The sequence below is a fragment of the Amycolatopsis balhimycina FH 1894 genome (assembly GCF_000384295.1).
Lineage (GTDB): Bacteria > Actinomycetota > Actinomycetes > Mycobacteriales > Pseudonocardiaceae > Amycolatopsis > Amycolatopsis balhimycina.
On record NZ_KB913037.1, the window covers coordinates 2,968,037 to 2,985,222 of the forward strand.

At 67.8% G+C, this 17,186-nt stretch carries 15 protein-coding genes, 2 tRNA genes and 1 pseudogene; 9 read left to right on the forward strand and 9 right to left on the reverse strand.

The features are described 5' to 3' along the window. Window positions 1-26 precede the first annotated feature (26 nt). The gene (locus tag A3CE_RS0112615) at window positions 27-1,349 is read left to right on the forward strand and encodes a M20 family metallopeptidase (protein ID WP_020640455.1); all 1,323 of its coding nucleotides are present in this window, start codon (window positions 27-29) and stop codon (window positions 1,347-1,349) included. A gap of 98 nt (window positions 1,350-1,447) precedes the next feature. Next, window positions 1,448-2,470 carry a S1C family serine protease gene (locus A3CE_RS0112620; RefSeq protein ID WP_020640456.1) on the forward strand — a complete coding sequence of 341 codons (1,023 nt, stop codon included), beginning with the start codon at window positions 1,448-1,450 and terminating at the stop codon, window positions 2,468-2,470. Window positions 2,471-2,587: 117 nt separating this feature from the next. Here the strand turns inward: A3CE_RS0112620 and A3CE_RS0112625 are convergent, their stop codons facing one another. Together A3CE_RS0112625 and A3CE_RS0112630 are read right to left on the reverse strand one after the other, a co-directional pair. Continuing rightward, complete coding sequence (locus A3CE_RS0112625) at window positions 2,588-2,965, reverse strand: DUF3224 domain-containing protein (RefSeq protein ID WP_020640457.1); 378 nt, start codon at window positions 2,963-2,965, stop codon at window positions 2,588-2,590. A gap of 68 nt (window positions 2,966-3,033) precedes the next feature. Next, a complete protein-coding gene (locus tag A3CE_RS0112630) occupies window positions 3,034-4,563 on the reverse strand; it encodes a helicase HerA-like domain-containing protein (RefSeq protein ID WP_020640458.1) in 1,530 nt (509 codons plus the stop codon). A 113-nt stretch (window positions 4,564-4,676) separates the two neighbouring features. Between A3CE_RS0112630 and orn the strand changes: the two genes are divergently transcribed. Both orn and A3CE_RS0112640 read left to right on the forward strand, forming a co-directional pair. Next, window positions 4,677-5,285, forward strand: coding sequence for an oligoribonuclease (orn, locus tag A3CE_RS0112635; protein ID WP_026468420.1), 609 nt, complete (start codon window positions 4,677-4,679; stop codon window positions 5,283-5,285). 76 nt (window positions 5,286-5,361) lie between these two features. Further along, window positions 5,362-5,437, forward strand: a tRNA-His gene (locus A3CE_RS0112640). Between the two features lie 119 nt (window positions 5,438-5,556). On the opposite strand, the gene A3CE_RS50935 is transcribed toward A3CE_RS0112640, so the two are convergent. Beyond that, entirely contained in the window at window positions 5,557-6,852 is a 1,296-nt protein-coding gene (locus A3CE_RS50935) for a glycosyltransferase 87 family protein (protein WP_020640460.1), read from the reverse strand. A gap of 113 nt (window positions 6,853-6,965) precedes the next feature. On the opposite strand from A3CE_RS50935, the gene proP reads away from it, so the two are divergent. After that, on the forward strand, window positions 6,966-8,390 hold the full coding sequence (gene proP, locus A3CE_RS0112650; RefSeq protein ID WP_020640461.1) for a glycine betaine/L-proline transporter ProP: 1,425 nt from the start codon (window positions 6,966-6,968) through the stop codon (window positions 8,388-8,390). Here the strand turns inward: proP and A3CE_RS0112655 are convergent. Continuing rightward, complete coding sequence (locus tag A3CE_RS0112655) at window positions 8,387-9,586, reverse strand: L,D-transpeptidase (RefSeq protein ID WP_185839876.1); 1,200 nt, start codon at window positions 9,584-9,586, stop codon at window positions 8,387-8,389. The genes proP and A3CE_RS0112655 overlap by 4 nt on opposite strands. 164 nt (window positions 9,587-9,750) lie before the next feature. Between A3CE_RS0112655 and A3CE_RS0112660 the strand changes: the two genes are divergently transcribed. Then, window positions 9,751-9,823 (forward strand) — tRNA-Lys (locus tag A3CE_RS0112660). A gap of 106 nt (window positions 9,824-9,929) precedes the next feature. Here A3CE_RS0112660 and A3CE_RS58555 read toward each other — a convergent pair. From A3CE_RS58555 to A3CE_RS0112680, 4 genes are all read right to left on the reverse strand, one after another. Next, complete coding sequence (locus tag A3CE_RS58555) at window positions 9,930-10,469, reverse strand: integrase core domain-containing protein (RefSeq protein WP_245589501.1); 540 nt, start codon at window positions 10,467-10,469, stop codon at window positions 9,930-9,932. Then, the gene (locus A3CE_RS58560; RefSeq protein WP_245589502.1) at window positions 10,442-11,116 is read right to left on the reverse strand and encodes a hypothetical protein; all 675 of its coding nucleotides are present in this window, start codon (window positions 11,114-11,116) and stop codon (window positions 10,442-10,444) included. Before A3CE_RS58560 ends, A3CE_RS58555 begins: the two co-directional genes overlap by 28 nt. Before the next feature lie 96 nt (window positions 11,117-11,212). Then, window positions 11,213-11,743 (reverse strand): hypothetical protein, encoded by a 531-nt coding sequence (locus tag A3CE_RS0112670; protein ID WP_020640463.1) that lies wholly within the window; start codon window positions 11,741-11,743, stop codon window positions 11,213-11,215. 466 nt (window positions 11,744-12,209) lie between these two features. Continuing rightward, on the reverse strand, window positions 12,210-13,172 hold the full coding sequence (locus A3CE_RS0112680) for a sugar ABC transporter substrate-binding protein (protein ID WP_051183900.1): 963 nt from the start codon (window positions 13,170-13,172) through the stop codon (window positions 12,210-12,212). Between the two features lie 461 nt (window positions 13,173-13,633). Here A3CE_RS0112680 and A3CE_RS0112685 point away from each other — a divergent pair, with 461 nt between their 5' ends. From A3CE_RS0112685 to A3CE_RS0112695, 3 genes are all read left to right on the forward strand, one after another. Beyond that, window positions 13,634-13,876, forward strand: a complete 243-nt coding sequence (locus A3CE_RS0112685; RefSeq protein ID WP_020640466.1) for a hypothetical protein — start codon at window positions 13,634-13,636, stop codon at window positions 13,874-13,876. A 738-nt stretch (window positions 13,877-14,614) separates the two neighbouring features. Continuing rightward, entirely contained in the window at window positions 14,615-15,355 is a 741-nt protein-coding gene (locus A3CE_RS55055; protein ID WP_084641500.1) for an anti-sigma factor family protein, read from the forward strand. After that, the gene (locus A3CE_RS0112695; RefSeq protein ID WP_020640468.1) at window positions 15,352-15,771 is read left to right on the forward strand and encodes a hypothetical protein; all 420 of its coding nucleotides are present in this window, start codon (window positions 15,352-15,354) and stop codon (window positions 15,769-15,771) included. The genes A3CE_RS55055 and A3CE_RS0112695 overlap by 4 nt, the downstream gene beginning before the upstream one ends. A gap of 95 nt (window positions 15,772-15,866) precedes the next feature. Here the strand turns inward: A3CE_RS0112695 and A3CE_RS55060 are convergent. Beyond that, a pseudogene (locus tag A3CE_RS55060) lies at window positions 15,867-17,180 on the reverse strand (IS3 family transposase). Between the last annotated feature and the right edge of the window lie 6 nt (window positions 17,181-17,186).

Here is a 17,186-nt window from a genome sequence, read left to right on the forward strand (position 1 = left end):
TCGGGGGCGGCGGTTAGCATCGCCCCATGACCCACGCCGATCCCGTCCCGCCCGACGACAGCTACCTGCGTTCCCTGGTCGAGGCCACCGCCGACGCCGTCGCGGCCGCCGAACCGCTGTCCTCGCCCTACCCGGGCGCGGACGAGGCGACCCGGGCCGAGGTGACCGCCGCGGTCGAGCACAGCTCACCCGATCTGGTGGCGTTGAGCCAAGATCTGCACGCCCACCCGGAGGAAGGGTTCGCCGAGCACCGCTCGGTCCGCGCCTTGGCCGGCCTGCTGGGGCGCCACGGCCACGAGGCCACGGTCGGCGTCGGCGGGCTCGACACCGCACTGCGGGTCAGCACACCACGACAAGAGGGCCCGCACATCGCCGTCCTCGCCGAGTACGACGCGCTGCCCGGGCTCGGCCACGCGTGCGGTCACAACATCATCTGCACCACCGCCGCGGGCGGCTTCCTCGGCGCGGCCGCGGTCGCCGAACGGCTCGGCGGCCGCGTCAGCCTCATCGGCACACCGGCCGAGGAAGGCGGGGGCGGCAAGGAGATCCTCGCCCGCGCCGGCGTGTTCGACGACGTCGACGCGGTGATCATGCTGCACCCGTTCAGCCACGACATCGCGCTGCACCCGTTCCTCGGCCGCCGTCAGCTGGAGATGGTCTTCCACGGCGTCGGCGCCCACGCGAGCGCCCAGCCGTTCATGGGCCGCAACGCGCTCGACGCCGCCGTCGCCGCGTACCAGGGCGTCTCGGCGCTGCGCCAGCAGCTCCCGCAGAGCGACCGCGTCCACGGCGTGTTCACCGACGGCGGCGCCCGGCCCAACGTCATCCCGGCGCGTGCCGCGCTGCTGTTCTACCTGCGCTCTCAAACCCCGGCGACCCTGCGCGACCTCGCCGCCCGCATGACGTCGATCGCCGAAGGCGCCGCGGCGATGACCGGCTGCGGCGTCGAGCTGGTCTGGGACGCCCAGGCGGCCTACCTGCCGATCCGGTTCAACACCGCGCTCGCCGGGCGCTGGTCGGCCAACCAGGTGAGCACCGGCCGCAAGCCGCTCCCGCCCGGCATCGTGCCGGAGTCGCTCACCGGCTCGACCGACCTCGGCAACCTGTCGTACCGGATGCCCGCGCTGCACCCGATGCTGGCGGTCTCGGGACCGACGGTCGCCTTGCACACCAAGGAGTTCGCCGCCGCGGCCGGTTCGGAGACGGGCGACGCCGGAGTCCGGGACGGCGCGCTGGGGCTGGCCCTGACCGCCGCCGACTATCTCGGCGACGCCGCGCTGCGGAAGGCCGTGCACGACGAGTTCGAGGCGGCGGGAGGAGCACTGGACGTCCCGTCGTTCTTCGCCTGACGCCTGAGGATTACCTGAGTTTTCTCAGCTGATTCTTCTCAGCAAAGCCTGAGGTATTTCCACAGGCTCTTCACAAGCACGGGCGCGAATCTTGTCCCATGACCGAGAACGAGAGTCGGCCCGGCCCCGCCTCACCCGGTGGGCACCAGCCGCACCAGAGCACCCAGCAGTACGGGCCGTACGCGCAGTACGCCTACCAGCAGCAGGCCGCGCCGAATCCGCTCTTCACGCCGCCGCAGCAGGGGCAGGCCCCCGCGGCGCTCAAGGCCAAGCCGCGCAAGGGCGGCCGCGTCGCGATGATCGTCAGCGCGACCGCCCTCGGCGCCGCGCTGGTCGGCGGCGTCGGCGGCGCCGCGATCGTCGGGCTCACCACGAACTCGGCGGACGGCACGACGACGTCGGTGAGCACGCCGGCCGTGAACGGGCAGACGGTCTCGAACTCCGCCGCCACCGGCGACGTCAGCGCCGTCGCCGCGAAGGTGACGCCCAGCGTCGTCCAGATCAACGTCACCACCGCTCAGGGCGAGGCCATCGGTTCCGGCGTCATCCTCACCTCGAACGGCCGGATCCTGACCAACGCGCACGTCGTCGACGGCGCCCAGAACGTCGTCATCACCACAGCCGACGGCAAGAAGTACCAGGCCGGCGTGGTCGGCGCGGACACCAAGGCGGACATCGCGGTGGTGCAGGCGCAGAACGCCGGCGGCTTGACGGCGGCGACGCTGGGCGACTCGAGCAAGCTGGTCGTCGGCCAGGAAGTGGTCGCGATCGGGTCGCCGGGCGGGCTGCAGAACACCGTCACCACCGGCATCGTCAGCGCCCTGAACCGCAACCTCTCCGACATCGGGCAGGGCCAGCAGCAGCAGCGCTCGCCGTTCAGCCGGACGTCGGAGCAGAGCAGCAACTCGCCGAGCTACACCGCGATCCAGACCGACGCCGCGATCAACCAGGGCAACTCCGGCGGTGCGCTGGTCGACGGCCAGGGCAAGGTGATCGGCATCAACTCGGCGCTCTACAGCCCGTCGGCGTCGGCCAACGGCGCGGCGGGCAGCGTCGGGATCGGCTTCGCCATCCCGATCAACGACGCCAAGAAGATCGTCGACCAGATCGTGAACAGCTAGCCACGGACGAGCCGCGATCGGGGCGGCCCGTCCCCCGCTTCGGGGAGCGGAGCGGGGTACACCGCGAAGGCCGTTTCGAGAGTCAATCGGGGGCTCTCGAAACGGCCTTCGTGCTGCTCACAAGGCGTAGGTCAGGGTGAAGGCGTGGTTGTTGTCCGCGTCGATCTCGATGCTCGCCGTGCCGGAGATCCCGGCCAGTTCGCCGAAGCCCGAGCCGGTGAGGATCTTCAGCGTCAGGCCGGTGTCGTCGGCCGAGTGGTGCAGGACGAAGCCGCCCTTGCGGCCGTCGACGGAGACCTCGAGACGTTCGAAGGCGACGTACGCGCGCGAAGTCGCGTTGGACGCCGAGAGCAGTTCGACGCTGCTGGTCCCTTCGACGGCCCCGGTGAACGTCTTGGCGATCGCCACCCGGGCGAACTCGGTGCCTCCGGCCTCGTCGGTCGCCTGCGGTTCCCACTTGCCGACGACGAACGACGCGGTGGCGGTGCTGGTCATGACTGGTTTCCTTTCGGAGGGAAGCGCCAGCTTCGCAGCCATACCTGACAGATCGGGTCAGGTATTCGTCACCGCCTCCGGTTGCCGAACAGCCCCCGCGTGATCTCCCGGCCCAGCGCACTCGCCGCCGACCGCATGAACGACTTCACGGCGGGGTTCTTCATCGCCGACTCGAGGAACCCCGGCTCGTCCTTCCCGGGCGCCGGCGCGGGTGCCTCGGGCGCCGGAGCCTCGGGGGCGGGAGCGGCGGCGACCTTCGCGGCCAGCTTCTCGTAGGCCGACTCCCGGTCGATCGTCTCGGCGTACTTGGCGTGCAGGTCGGACGCCGTCACGGCCGCGGCGACGGCCTCCGGCCCGATCGAGCCCAGCTTCGACCGCGGCGCGCGCAGCCGCGTCCACGCCACCGGCGTCGGCGCGCCCCGCTCCGACAGCACCGTGACGATCGCCTCACCGATGCCCAGCGAGGTCAACGCCGTGTCGAGCTCGTAGAACTTCGTCTTCGGGTAGGTCTTGACCGTCTTGGCCAGCGCCGCCTGGTCGTCCGGGGTGAACGCGCGCAGCGCGTGCTGGATCCGGGCGCCGAGCTGCGAAAGCACGGCGTTCGGGATGTCCGTCGGCAGCTGCGTGCAGAAGAACACCCCGACGCCCTTCGACCGGATCAGCTTCACGGTCTGCTCGATGCGCTCCAGGAACGCCTTCGACGCGTCGTTGAACAGCAGGTGCGCCTCGTCGAAGAAGAACACCAGCTTCGGCTTGTCGAGGTCGCCTTCCTCGGGCAGTTCCTCGAACAGCTCCGCCAGCAGCCACATCAGGAACGTCGAGAACAGCGCCGGCTTCGCCTGCAGGTTGTCCAGCTCCAGCAGCGTGACGACGCCCTTGCCGTCCGCCTGGCGCATCAGGTCGTGGACGTCCAGCTCGGGTTCGCCGAAGAAGTCCTCGCCGCCCTGTGCCTCCAGATTGGACAGCGCCCGCAGGATCACCCCGGCCGTCGCCGCCGAGACCCCGCCGATGCCCTTGAGGTCCTCCTTGCCTTCGTCGCCGGTCAGGTGCGTGATCACCGAACGGAGATCCTTCGTGTCCAGCAGGGCGAGGCCACGCCGGTCCGCCCAGTGGAAGATCAGCCCGAGCGTCGACTCCTGCGTCTCGTTCAGCCCCAGCACCTTGGCCAGCAGCACCGGCCCGAAGCTCGTGACCGTCGCCCGGATCGGCGACCCCTTCCCGCCCGTCCCGAGCGACAGGAACTGCACCGGGAACGCGGAGCCCGCCCAGTCGTCACCGAGCTCCCGCGAACGCCGCGTGACCTTGTCGTTCGCCTCCCCCGCGGCCGCGAGGCCGGACAGGTCGCCCTTCACATCCGCGAGCACCACCGGCACCCCGGCGGCCGACAACTGCTCCGCGATCAGCTGCAAAGTCTTCGTCTTGCCCGTCCCGGTCGCGCCCGCGACCAAGCCGTGCCGGTTCAGCGTCGCCAACGGCAGGCGAACGGCGGCCGCCGCGTCCACCTGCCCGTCGAGCACCACCGCACCCAGCTCCAGCGCGGCACCCTCACTCGCATAACCAGCGGCGATCTCACTCGCCGGCGATCCCTGCACCGTCACTGTCCCGCTCCCGATCTGTGTCCTGCGCCACACCGAACCCGGCTTCGCGAGCGTAACGCGCCGTACGCGCAGGTAACGCCCCTCATATCCCCGTGTCGGGTTAGGGTCACCAGGTGACCGACCGCCTAGTCTGGATCGACTGCGAGATGACGGGGCTCGACCTCGGCAAGGAAGCGTTGATCGAAATCGCCGCCCTCGTCACCGACGCCGAGCTGAACGTGCTCGGCGACGGCGTCGACATCGTCATCCACGCCGACGAGGAAAAACTCGCCGGGATGCCGGACGTCGTCCGCGAGATGCACGCCCACTCCGGCCTCACCGAAGAGGTCCGCCGCTCCACCGTGACCCTCGAAGAAGCCGAACGCCGCGTCCTCGGCTACATCCGCGAGCACGTCCCCGAATCCGGCACCGCCCCCCTCGCCGGCAACTCCATCGCCACCGACCGCGGCTTCATCGCCCGCGACATGCCGGCCCTCGACGCCCACCTCCACTACCGCATGGTCGACGTCTCCTCCGTCAAGGAACTCGTCCGCCGCTGGTACCCGCGCATCTACTACGCGAAGCCGGAGAAAGGCCTCGCCCACCGCGCCCTCGCCGACATCAAGGAATCCATCGGCGAACTCGACTACTACCGGCGCGTCGCCTTCGTCCCCCAGCCCGGCCCCACCAGCGAAGAAGCCAAGGCCGCCGCCGCTGAAGTGCAGGAACAGCACCAGAGGTAACCCCCTGCGAACCCCGCGAGGGCACCCGCTACGATTACAGCCAACGAGGTGATCGCAAGCGGTTCCCTCGCTGATGGTGGGCGTAGCTCAGCTGGTAGAGCACCTGGTTGTGGTCCAGGAGGTCGCGGGTTCGAAACCCGTCGCTCACCCCATCACCCCGGCATGGTCAGGGCCTTGCGGCCCTTTTCCGTTGTCGGGGTTTCGCCTTTTTGTGGGGGTCGAACCCCCACACCCCCGCCGGGGGCACGCCCCCGGACCCCCATCCGTGTGGTTACGTTCGGGGGTTTGACGTGGCCTCTGAGGTTGCTGGGGTTGGGGTGGGGTTCAGGGCTGCTGGGCGGATTACTGCCAGGGCCAGGAGGGCTAGGGCCAGCGCTACGTACAGGGCGTGAGCCAGTGCTTGGGTCAAGGGGGCGTAGTTGTCTGGGAGGACCGCCAGGCCTACTACCGGGACGTTGCCTCGGCCGTCTCCTACCTTCCAGGGGAAGAGCAGGAGGTAGGTCAGCGTCAGGGCTGCGGCTGGGAGCCAGGTGCGGGCGCGCAGCGCTGCGCACGATGCCATTACGAAGAATGGGATGAACCAGACCCAGTAGTGGGACCACGTCCAGGGGGTTACCAGGACCATCAGGGCGCCCGTCACGCTCACTGCCAGCAGTTCGCGGCCTTCGCGGTGGGCTCGGATGGCGATCCAGAGTGCGGCTATGGCTACTACCGCTGCTGCTGGGATCCAGATCTTGCCTGGGACGTCCGGGATGTCCAGCAGGCGGGCCAGTGCGCCTCGGATTGACTGGTTCTCCGGGGATGTTGCGTCGCTGTCGCCGGTGATTCGGGATGGGTCTGCCAGGTTGGCCGACCAGAATGCCGCCGAGTCTCGGGGCAGTGCCACGAAGCCGGCCAGGACCGTCAGGGCGAACGTGCCCGTGGCTACTGCCGCCGCGCGGAACCTGCGTGTCACCAGCAGATACACCACGAAGATCGCCGGGGTCAGCTTGATGCCCGCCGCCAATCCGACGCCGGCGCCCGTCCACCAGCGGTTCCGGCCGGTCAGGTCGACCAGGACCAGGCACAGCAGCACCAGGTTCACCTGGCCCGAGGTGAAGTTCATCAGCACCGGCTGCATCGGCAGCGCCAGCGCCGTCAGCGCCGCCGTCGCCGCGATCCGCCCCTGGTCCGGCGCGTACCCCTGCTGCCCCAGCGACACCCAGACGACCACCAGCAGGGCGAACAGGTTCACCAGCACGGCCAGCAGCGGAAGCAGCAGCTTCGGCACCACCGTCAACGGCACGAACACACCGGCCGCGAACGGCGTGTACTTGAACGTACCGCCGATCGTCGGCAGGACCGAGACCCCCGGTTCGTACAGGGACATCCCGGCACGCACCGCCCGGCCGGTCGCCACATAGGACTTGAAGTCCTCGAGATAGACGCCCGCCGTCGTCCAGACGCCGGCCCACACGGTGTACCCCGCGAAGATCACCAGCAGCAGCGCCCCGGACAGCACCATCCACCACAGCGGCGCGGGCAACTTCCGCCCGACCGGTGCTTCCGAAACCGCGACCGTCGTCATGAGCTTCCCCCTCGATACGCGCCGGAAGTGTAGGCAGCTTGAAATGTCCTAATTGGCCTTAGCCCAAACGTGGTAACGCTCACGACCGGATGGCTCATCGTGCGAGGACCCGGATGCCGATGCACCGTGGAGTGGTGGAACGTTCACTGCCGAAGATACGAAAGCGGAAGAAACTGCGCTACGAGGACATCACCGTCGTCGACCAGTCCCTGCTCAAGCGCGCGGTCGGAGCCGCGGCGCTGGGCAACGCCATGGAGTGGTTCGACTTCGGCGTCTACGCCTACATCGCCGACACCATCTCCGAGGTGTTCTTCCCCGCCAGCGTGTCACCCGGCGTGCGGCTCATCGGGACGTTCGGCGCCTTCACCGCCGCCTTCCTCATGCGCCCGCTCGGCGGCCTCGTCTTCGGGCCGCTCGGCGACCGCATCGGACGACAGAAGGTCCTCGCCGTCACGATGATCATGATGGCGATCGGCACGCTCTGCATCGGACTGATCCCGTCGTACGCCACCATCGGCGTCTGGTCACCGATCCTGCTCGTCCTCGCCCGCATGGTGCAGGGCTTCTCGACCGGCGGCGAATACGGCGGCGCGACGACGTTCATCGCCGAGTACTCCCCCGACAAACGCCGCGGCTTCATGGGTTCCTGGCTCGAGTTCGGCACGCTGTCCGGGTACGTGCTCGGCGCGTCCGTCGTCACCGGCATGAAGGCCTGGGTGCCGCACGAGACGCTGCTCGACTGGGGCTGGCGCGTCCCGTTCCTCATCGCCGGGCCACTCGGCATCATCGGCCTCTACATGCGCCTCAAGCTCGAGGAAACGCCGGCGTTCCGGAAGCACGCCGAGGAGGCCGAGAAGCGCGGCCGCTCCGGCGAGCCGTTCTGGAAGATGTTCACCGAGTACTGGCCCGCGCTGCTCATCTGCATCGGCCTGGTGCTCGTGTTCAACGTCACCGACTACATGCTGCTGTCGTACATGCCGACATACCTGTCGGAGCAGCTGCACCTCGACGCCGCCCACGGGCTGCTGCTGATCATCGTCGTCATGGTCGTGATGATGCTCATCATCATGGTCGGCGGCCGGATCACCGACCACGTCGGCCGCAAGCCGGTGATGATGGCGGGCTGCCTCGGGTTCCTCGTGCTGTCCTGGCCGCTGATGCTGCTGGTGCACGACGGCGGCCTCGTCGTCACGTTCCTCGGCCTGATGGGGCTCGGCCTGCTGCTGCTCTGCTTCGAGGTGTCGATGCCGTCGGCGCTGCCCGCGTTGTTCCCGACGGCGATCCGCTACGGCGCGCTGTCGATCGCGTTCAACATCTCGGTGTCGCTCTTCGGCGGCACGACACCGCTGGTGATGCAGGCTCTGATCTCAGCGACCGGCCACGACTTCTGGCCGGCCTGGTACCTGATGGCGGCCGGCGCGATCGGCGCGGTCGCGGTGTTCTTCAGCCGCGAGACCGCGAACAAGCCGCTGTGGGGGTCGGGCCCCGCGGTGTCGACCGAGGCGGAGGCGCGGGAGCTGGTTCGCGACTCGGCTTAGTTCCCGCCGGTACGCCACTCGTCCCAGGACAGCTGCCAGACGCTCCAGCCGTCGGTCGGCTCGAGCTTCGGGCCGCCGCTGTTCTGTACGGTGACGACGTCGCCCTTCTTGGCGGTGTCCATCAGCCACTTCGCGTTCTCGGTGGACAGGTTCAGGCAGCCGTGGCTGACGTTGCTGCGGCCCTGCTGCCGCACCGACCAGGGCGCGGAGTGGAAGAAGATGCCGCTGTAGGACAGGCGCACCGCGTACTGCACGAAGGTGCTGTAGCCGCCGGGAGCGTCTTCGGGCACGCCGTAGGTGGCGGAGTTCATCGTGTAGCCGGTGTGCTCGCTCATGACGGTGTAGGTGCCGGCGGGGGTGTTGTGGCCCGGCTTGCCCATGGAGGTCGGCATGGTCTTGACCTCCTTGTCGTTGATCGAGACCGTCATCTGGTGCGTCCCCCCATCGGCGACGGCGACGAGCTTGTCGCCGACGGTCACGCCGGCGCGCTTGTCCTCCCGCCCGTAGCTGCCGTTGCCGAGCGGCTTGCCGTAGACGGCGGCGTCGACCTTGATCTTGGTACCGCTCTTCCAGTACTCCTTCGGCCGCCAGGTCACCTGCTTGTCACCGGACCAGCGAAAGGCCCCCTCGGTGGCCGGCTCGGCGGTGACCTTCAGCGCCTTCTCGGCCGCTGCCTTGTCGGCGACGTTGCCGGCGAAGGTGAAGATCAGCGGCATCCCGACCCCGACGGTATCGCCGTCGACGAGGTTCACCGAGACGTCGAGCTGCCGCGCGGGCTTGACGGTGGTGAAGGTCGACTCCGCAGTGACGGGCTTGCCGTCGGCACCGGTCGCGCTCGCGGTCAGCGTGTAGATCTTGTGGTAGCCGAGCGGCTCGGCGGAGTCCCAGCCGGAGCCATCGGCCCGCGCCGTCCCGCCGACGACCTTGCCGTCGGCCCCGGTCAGCTTCACTTCGCCGACCTTCCCGTCCTTGACGGTGACGCTCACCGGTTCACCGGGCGCAACGTCCTTGGCATCCTTCGCAGGACTCAACGCGAGCACGGCGGGCGCCGGAGCGGACGCGGGCGCGGGCTTGGACGCACTCGAGGACGCCCTCGGCTTCGGCGGCTCACCCGCCGGACTGCTGCTGCAGCCTGCCACCGTGAGGCCGATCACGCCGGCGACCACCAGCGCCCCCAAGCCGGTCGAACCCCTCATACCCACCCGCCCGTTTCGCCGTCGATGTCCGGCTACAGTGTGCCCGACCAGCCGGGACACCGGGGCGGCAACGCCGGAACCGGTCAAGGGGACCCCCCTGAAACGAGCCCTGAACGGGGTGCTAATCTTTTCCACGTCGCCAGGGGAAACCCGGGCAGACACCAGCGCCATTAGCTCAATTGGCAGAGCAGCTGGCTCTTAACCAGCGGGTTCGGGGTTCGAGTCCCTGATGGCGCACAGTTGGAAAGCAAAGCCCACCAACAGATTCCCTGAATTTCAGGGTCGCTGCTGGTGGGCTTTGCTCGTGTGTGCAGCCCGGGTGCAGCCGACGTGTCGCCCCGGTTCAGTGACTTGCCGTCACCATCCGTGCTCGCGGTGACCCGCTGCGCTGCCGGGGCACCACCACCTTGTGGATCTTGGCCCCGCGCTGGTACCCCGCGCGCCGGACCAACGCCGCCGTCGCATCCGCCGCCTGCTGCGCCAGGCAGGGCAGAACACTGGTGTAGGTATCCGCGGTCAGCACGATGCTGGAATGCCCGAGCAGGGCCTGCACCACCCGCAACTCATTCCCTGCCGCCAGCGACAGGGTCCGTCGACCGTTGTAGTGCCGGATGTACTCGGCAAGCGCGGCCCGCAGATGCCGCTCGCCCACGATCAACATACGATCGGTGAGCTCGGTCCTGACCGTGAGTACAAACCGTTCCGCGTAGCAGTTCGCGCGCGGGCAGCGCGGAGGGATCTTAACCGTCTCAATGCCCACGTCGGCCAGGACGGCGTCGAACGAAGCCGCGAACTGGCCAGCCCGGTCGCGGATGAGAAGCCTGAAGTCGTCGACTCGATCACCGAGATCCACCATCAGATTGCGATCTGCTGCGTAGTCCACTCGCCGTCCGGATTCGTTGTCGTGCCCAGGATGTGCACGTAGCGGCTGCCGACCTCCACCACGAAGAACACGTAAATCCGCTTGAGGGTGAACGCACAGTCGATGTGGAAGAAGTCGCACGCCAGCATCGTCGCCGCCTGCGTGCGGAGGAACTGCCGCCATCTCGCGTCGGTTTGCCGGCACGGCGCGGGAGGTATGCGCGCCCGCTTCAGGATCCGCCGGATCGTCGACGCACCGACCCGATGTCCGAGCTTGAGCAGCTCACCCTGAATCCTTTGGTACCCCCAGCTGTGGTTCTCCCTGGCCATCCGCTCGATCAACCCAGCGATCGCCTCGCCAACGGGTGGACGCCCGACCCGGTGTGAATAGGTCCACTTCGCGGCTACCAGGCGCCGATGCCAACGCAGGATCGTGCCCGGGGTGACCAGCCGGTGTGCCCGCAGCCTCTTGGGCAACAGCCGGACCAGCGCGGCGAGAACAGCCCGGTCGGCCCAGTCCAGGCGAGGTTTCGAGTCGCCTCTGCGCAGCACAGCAACCTCGTGACGTAGCACGAGCAGCTCGATGTCCTTCGATTCCGACGAGCGGCCGAACAACACCACCAGGCCCACCAGCCGGAGGAAGATCAGATAGAGCAGACGCAGCGCCATGGCCGCCGATCATGCCCCGCCCGTCGAACGCGCCTGTCGCCGCAGGTCAGATGGGTGGGCCGACTTCTGGAACCCCACACGCCGCAGCCCTGCGCGTCAGCACCAAATCCGCCTATCGATGGCACCGCCACTGGCAGGCTGGCGGGGCTGCTCGCTCAGCCGCCGCTCGGCGGCATCGTGCTCGGTGGCGCGGGCGACCCGGTCCAGGTGGGCCATCGTGGCCGCGTGGACCTCCTGCTGGTGAGCCAGAGCGCGTTCCCGGTTGTCGAGGTCGGCCTCCGTGGAGTGCTGCCGCCGCCAGGATAGGTACAGCGCGACCACGCCGCCGCTGCCGACCGCGACGCTCAACCCCACCTTCAACGCATCCAGCCGCGCAGACACCAGCTCGGCACCGTTGAGCCCAGCAGTCGCCGGCCACCACAGCACCACCACCGCACCCGCGGTCAGCACCGCGATCACGGCTGCAGTCAGCCACATCGTCTTCGGCGACAGCTCCCGCAACCGCGGCCGGTGAGCCGACACGGCGGGCGGCGGCGAAGCGGAACGCCCGGACTCGAGGGCGGTGGCGAGACGTCGTCGGTCATGCTCATCTACGTCGCTGAGGCCGACCACGATGTTGCAGATCACCTCAAGGCGTGCACCGCCGCTCGATCTGCACGCCGAGCCCCGTCATCGTCGGGATGCCCGGTGGCCTCCGCGCGCGACGCCAGCTTCAGACGCAGGACCAACCCACCGGCGACAGGCCCATTTCCCCCGTGAGTCATGGGGTGTGGGCGACCAACAGCACGCATATTGGGTCAAGACCAGCGACGTCGTACTCGTCATCGTTGTCCAGGTCGCAGCCGACCAAGTCGACACGATCGTGCCGCGGCACGGCGTAGCCAGCGATCGGTGAGCCGGCAGTCGTGTAGTGCGGGCACACCGCGGCAGTCAACCGCGCACACCGCAACGAGCACACAGCACCGCCGTACATCTCCACCATCTTGTTGACCTGATCGGCTGAACGAGCCCAACTGGTCTCGCGGTGCGGAACTCATGCGGGCACCGTAGCGGAACCCCGTACCCGGCTGGCGGGCGCGGAGCCGATGACCCGTCAACGGGTCCCGCCCTGGATGTACGGCGTGATCGCGTCGACATTCGACTTGTCCACGAAGCCGGGGCCGGTCTGCACCGGCTTGCCGCCGCCGAGGGTGTTCCCGTTCTGCGTGTACAGCTTGAGGATCACGATCGGCAGGTAGCCCTGCTCGTACTGCTGCTGGTCGACGGCGAAGAGGATGTCCCCGCTCTTGATGCCCGACACCACCTCGTTGTTGAGGTCGAACGTGGCGACCTGGACCTTCGAGCTCGCCTCCTTCGCTGCACTGTACGCGCGCACCGCGATCTGCGAGTTCAGGGCGAGGACCGCGTCGATCGACGGGTTCGCCTGGAGCGCGCCGCGGATGCGCGCCTGGACGTCGTTCGGGTTGTTGATGTCGACCTGCAGCGTGGTCGCGTGGCTGAAGCTCTGCTTCGCACCGTCGCAGCGCTGGTTCTGGCCGATGTTCCCGGCTTCATGGATCACGCACAGCAGGTGCGCCTTGCCCGCGTCCTTCAGCCGCTGTCCCGCGCCGTGCCCGGCGAGTCCTTCGCTCTGCCCGACGTGCGCGATGGCGCCGAACGCCACGCTGGAGTCCTCGCCCGAGTTGATCGTGACGACCGGGATGCCCGCCTTGACCGCATTCTGCACCGACGTCTGCAGTGCCTGCGGATTCGCCATCGAGACCACCAGCCCGCCGACCCTCTGGGCGACGGCGTTGTCGATCAGCTTGGCCTGGGAGATGGGGTCGCCGTCGGAGTAGTAGGTCACGCTGACGTCCAGGTCCTTCCCTGCCTGCAAGGCGCCGTTCTGCACCACGTTCCAGAACGCATCCCCCAGGCTGCCGTGCGTGACGACCGCGACCTTCAGCTTCCCACCGCTCGGACCCGGCACGTCGGCGGTCGTGCGCTGCTCCGCCCCCGGGCCGCTGCACGCGGTGAGAGCCAGGGCGGCCAACGCGACAACACCGGCCAGACGCATCTTGAACGATTGCACAGTCACTCCTTCGGAACCATGAAAATGTTTTTGGCGTCAGGAATCGGCCGCGCGGAATGTCGAACGTGGCAAATCAACGATCGGCGCGGTCCGCAAGGGCGCTCTATCTTCTAGCCTCCGTCGCAGCCGGAGTCAAGGGATTGCACGTCCTCACCGTCCAAGGGAACGTTCCTGGCGCACCGGCCCCATCGGCGGTGCGAAATTCACAGCCCCAGGTGGGCCGCGTTCGCAATCGTGCGGCAGAATCCCGATTCCCAGGAGCTTAAGTCCACCACTTGCGACACAGCGAGCCCTCGTGATATCCAACCACCAACAATGATCAGCAAGCTGACCACAGCAAGAATAAACTGGCCGAAGCCACTGGCGTTGCTGCGCTCTCCAGACGCCAGAAGGCTCACACCCGTTCAACCCGGGCCCGCAATGTGCGAGCCGGTTACCATCTGCCGGTGTCGAACCCGAGCGAAGACAACACCGCGCAACTGGCGCAGGTGCTGCAGGACATCGAGCATGCCGCCGAGCAAGCCGCAGGCTGGCTGAGCGAACGAGACCGCCTCGTGGCGCAGGCCAAGGCACTCGGCGGCAGCCATCGCCAGATCGCCTCGCGTGCTGACCTGTCCCACGCCGCGGATGCAGAGCTGATCAATCAGCAGGTCACCTCGAGCGCCACGCAACTGGGTACCGGAAGCTGATCCGATCGGCCGTGGGCTTCTACCGCCCTCAAGGGGCTTATCGTGGCGCCGCCGGTTGACCGCGCCAGAACCATATCGAGCCGCAGCTGAGCCGAGGCTAAAGCCCTGAACCCTCGCGGGAGCACCGGTGAATGCTCGTCGGTGGGAGCGTGCTGACAACCCTGCCCGGCGACGCTCGCGTTAGGTCAGCACAACGCTGCCGACCGTCGTAGGCCGGCGCGACACGGTCCGGAACCACAGGCGCGCGAGTTTCGAGAAGGCCCACCCCTTCCATGGCGAAGTGCTGGACCCGGCCACGGCGATCGAGATCGAAGCACTGGCCGAGGACTTCCTCGTGGTGCGCGAACCGCTCTTCGACCGCAGATCTCCGAGTGACACGTCGACGACGGCCACGGCGACCTGCTGGACGACGGCCCCCCGCGTACTGGCTGCCTCGAATCGACGACCACCTCCGGCATGTCGACGTCCTCGACGACGTCGCCTTCCTCGCGATGGACCTCAAACGCCGCGGCGCTCCTGAGCTGAGCGGAAGTAAGCCGTGTCGTCAGCCGTCTCGCGGCGGCTCGGAGGGTCAAGTTGATTGAACCGGGCAGCGAATCGTGCAGTGACCAAGTCGGCGCCCTTGCGTTCGCGGGCCGTCTCAACGGTTGCCGCGGCGGGGCCGTCAGGAATTGGAGCCTGGGTCGTCGACGGTCACCTCGACTACACTCGGCTCTGGTTGCCAAAGAGGGGCGCGGCATGGACGAGACTCAGGAGCAGTGGGTCAATGAGCAACTCCGGTCGAACCCGGAAACCTTCTACGATGCGCTCTCTTCGATCTTCTCCATCGTGCCTTCGGGAGTCCTCGACCGGTCCCACACTCTCGGAGACTTGGTGCACCAGATTTCCGCGCTCAACAACCTCGACCGCGCGTTTGTTGAGGCCGGCATCTTGGCAGTGGTCGGCGAAACCGTAAGGCTGCCAGGTGATGCCGGGAGAAAAGGCCGATCGAAGGCCATCCGGGGCTGGGGACTTCCGGAGGCCCACCTGCTGGGGGAAACCACGCAAGCTTACGCCGTCGGTGAGCTCTCACCTTCGGCAACAGAACGCGCGGAAGCCCACATCGCGCACTGCCCGGCGTGTGCGGCCGAGCTGGCGGCGGTTCTCCGGGCGCGCGAGGCGATGCGGGACTCGGCTCCGCCAGGGGTTTCCCGGGAATTCCTTGCTTCGCTGACTGGTCTTCAGCCGCCGGCGCCCGATACCGCAGACGTCGAAGGCGGAAGCCCGGATTCAGCGGCGAAGCCAGCGCTTCGCCGACTGCGTTCCTTCCTGGCAAAGCGCCCCAAGGTGCGCGAACGCTGGAATTCCGGCGGCGAAGCCGTGGGAATCGAGACCGCGACCGATGCCTTGAACACCGTGCTCAACCGGCTCGGACCACCCCCGGAGCCGCTGGCGCAAGCGGCGGAATCACCGGTTCCCGTTCCTCAGGGGGTCTCGTGACTGCCGCTCCGGGATCTCCGAAAGGGACGGCCTGGGAGACGCTGGCGCCGTGGGAGAAGGCCGCCGAATGGCACGCCAAGGCTCCGCACATCGCCGACGAGGTCATGGCACTCGCCCGAGAGCAGGCTTGCCACCAGCGGCAGCTCGAACTGGACCACGCCCGTCACCAGCGGGTGCTCTCCACGCGGATTTGGATCACGCAGCTGATCACCCTTGGCCTGAGCATCGTCAACATGGTGGTCATCGCCATTCTGGCCTGGCACTCGATCGACACAGGCAACTTCGTGCCCACGTTGACGATGCTGGGCGCGGGGGCCGGCCTAACGGCGGGAACGTACGGGGTCAGCCGGTCGATCGCGGGACGAGGTCTTTCCGCGCTGGACACGAAGGAAGATCGCCAAGGAACGGGTGCTTGACCGTTCCGCGTCGTGAACATGTGATCGGTTCAACCTATGATCGCCGGACAAGGGAGACTGATGCGCCCCGGGTCTGGTGCAGGTCTCGTTGTCTGTCACCGAGCCCGGGCAGGCTCGAAGAACTGATCGTAACGTGACGCTTGGTGGCCGTCTTCGACCTGGGCTGGAGTGCGCTGGCCGAGCTTGCCGTGGACGCGGCGATGGTTGTACCAATCGACGTATTCGGCGACGGCGATCTCGACATCACGAACTGATTGCCAACCGCGGCCACAGACAACAGAGTTATGGACCAACTCTCCCTTGAACAACGAATTGAATGCCTCAGCCATCGCGTTATCGTAGGAATCTCCGCGCGAACCGACCGAGGCGACCACTGCCGATTCCGCCAAACGATCACTATAACGAATGGCTCGATATCGAACTCCGCGGTCGGAATGATGGACAAGCCCGGTCACGTCTTGTCCGGCTCGCTGCCTGGCCCAGATCCCCATCTCCAGCGCGTCCAGGGCGAGATTCGTGTGCAACGAGGTCGACACCTGCCAGCCCACAACCATTCTCGAGAACACCTCGATGACGAACGCGGCATACACCCATCCCGAAAACGTCCGGATAAGTGATGTCCGCTACCCAGAGCTGGTTCGGCCGGTCAGCAGTGAAGCAGCGGTCGACCAGGTCCGCCGGCGAAGGCGAAGCAGCAGCGATGGTGGTCCTGGGCCACCTGCCTCGCCGTAGGCCCCGCAGGCCCTTCTGACGCATCAGCCGCTCGACCGTGCAGCGAGCCACCCGGATTCCCTCACGGCTGAGTTGCGCATGGACCTTCCGAGCTCCGTAAACGCCGTAATTCTCGCGGAACACGCGCCCGATCTCGGTGAGCAGTTCCGCGTCCCGCACGGCGCGTTCCGACGGCGTGCGCTTCTTCGCTGCCCAGAAAGTTCTCGGGGCGATCCGCGCATCCGCATCGTTCAAGACTGCGCAGATCGACTCGACCCCGAGCTTCTTCCCCTCGACAACTCGCTCGCGGTGGTCGTCGATATAGTCGACGACCACCGCGAGCGGAACCTCCCGCCGAGGCGTGGAACCGTCAGAAGTTACTTGATTTTGCGGTCGAGCTCCGCGGCGGCGAAAAACGCCGAGGCCGTCTTCAGGATCTCATTCGCCCGCCGCAACTCACGCACCTCGCGTTCCAGCTCGGCGATCCGTGCGGCATCATCGCTCGTGCGGCCGGGCGCCGTGCCGCCGTCGATCTCGGCCCGCTTGACCCACGTCCGCAACGCCTCCGGATGCACGTCCAACTGGCCCGCCACCCGGCGGATCGCCGCCATCCACTGACCCTCGGCCGCGATTGCGTCCAACGCCATCCGCGTCGCCCGCTCACGCAGCTCGTCGCTGTACTTCTTCGGTGCCGGCATGCTCTG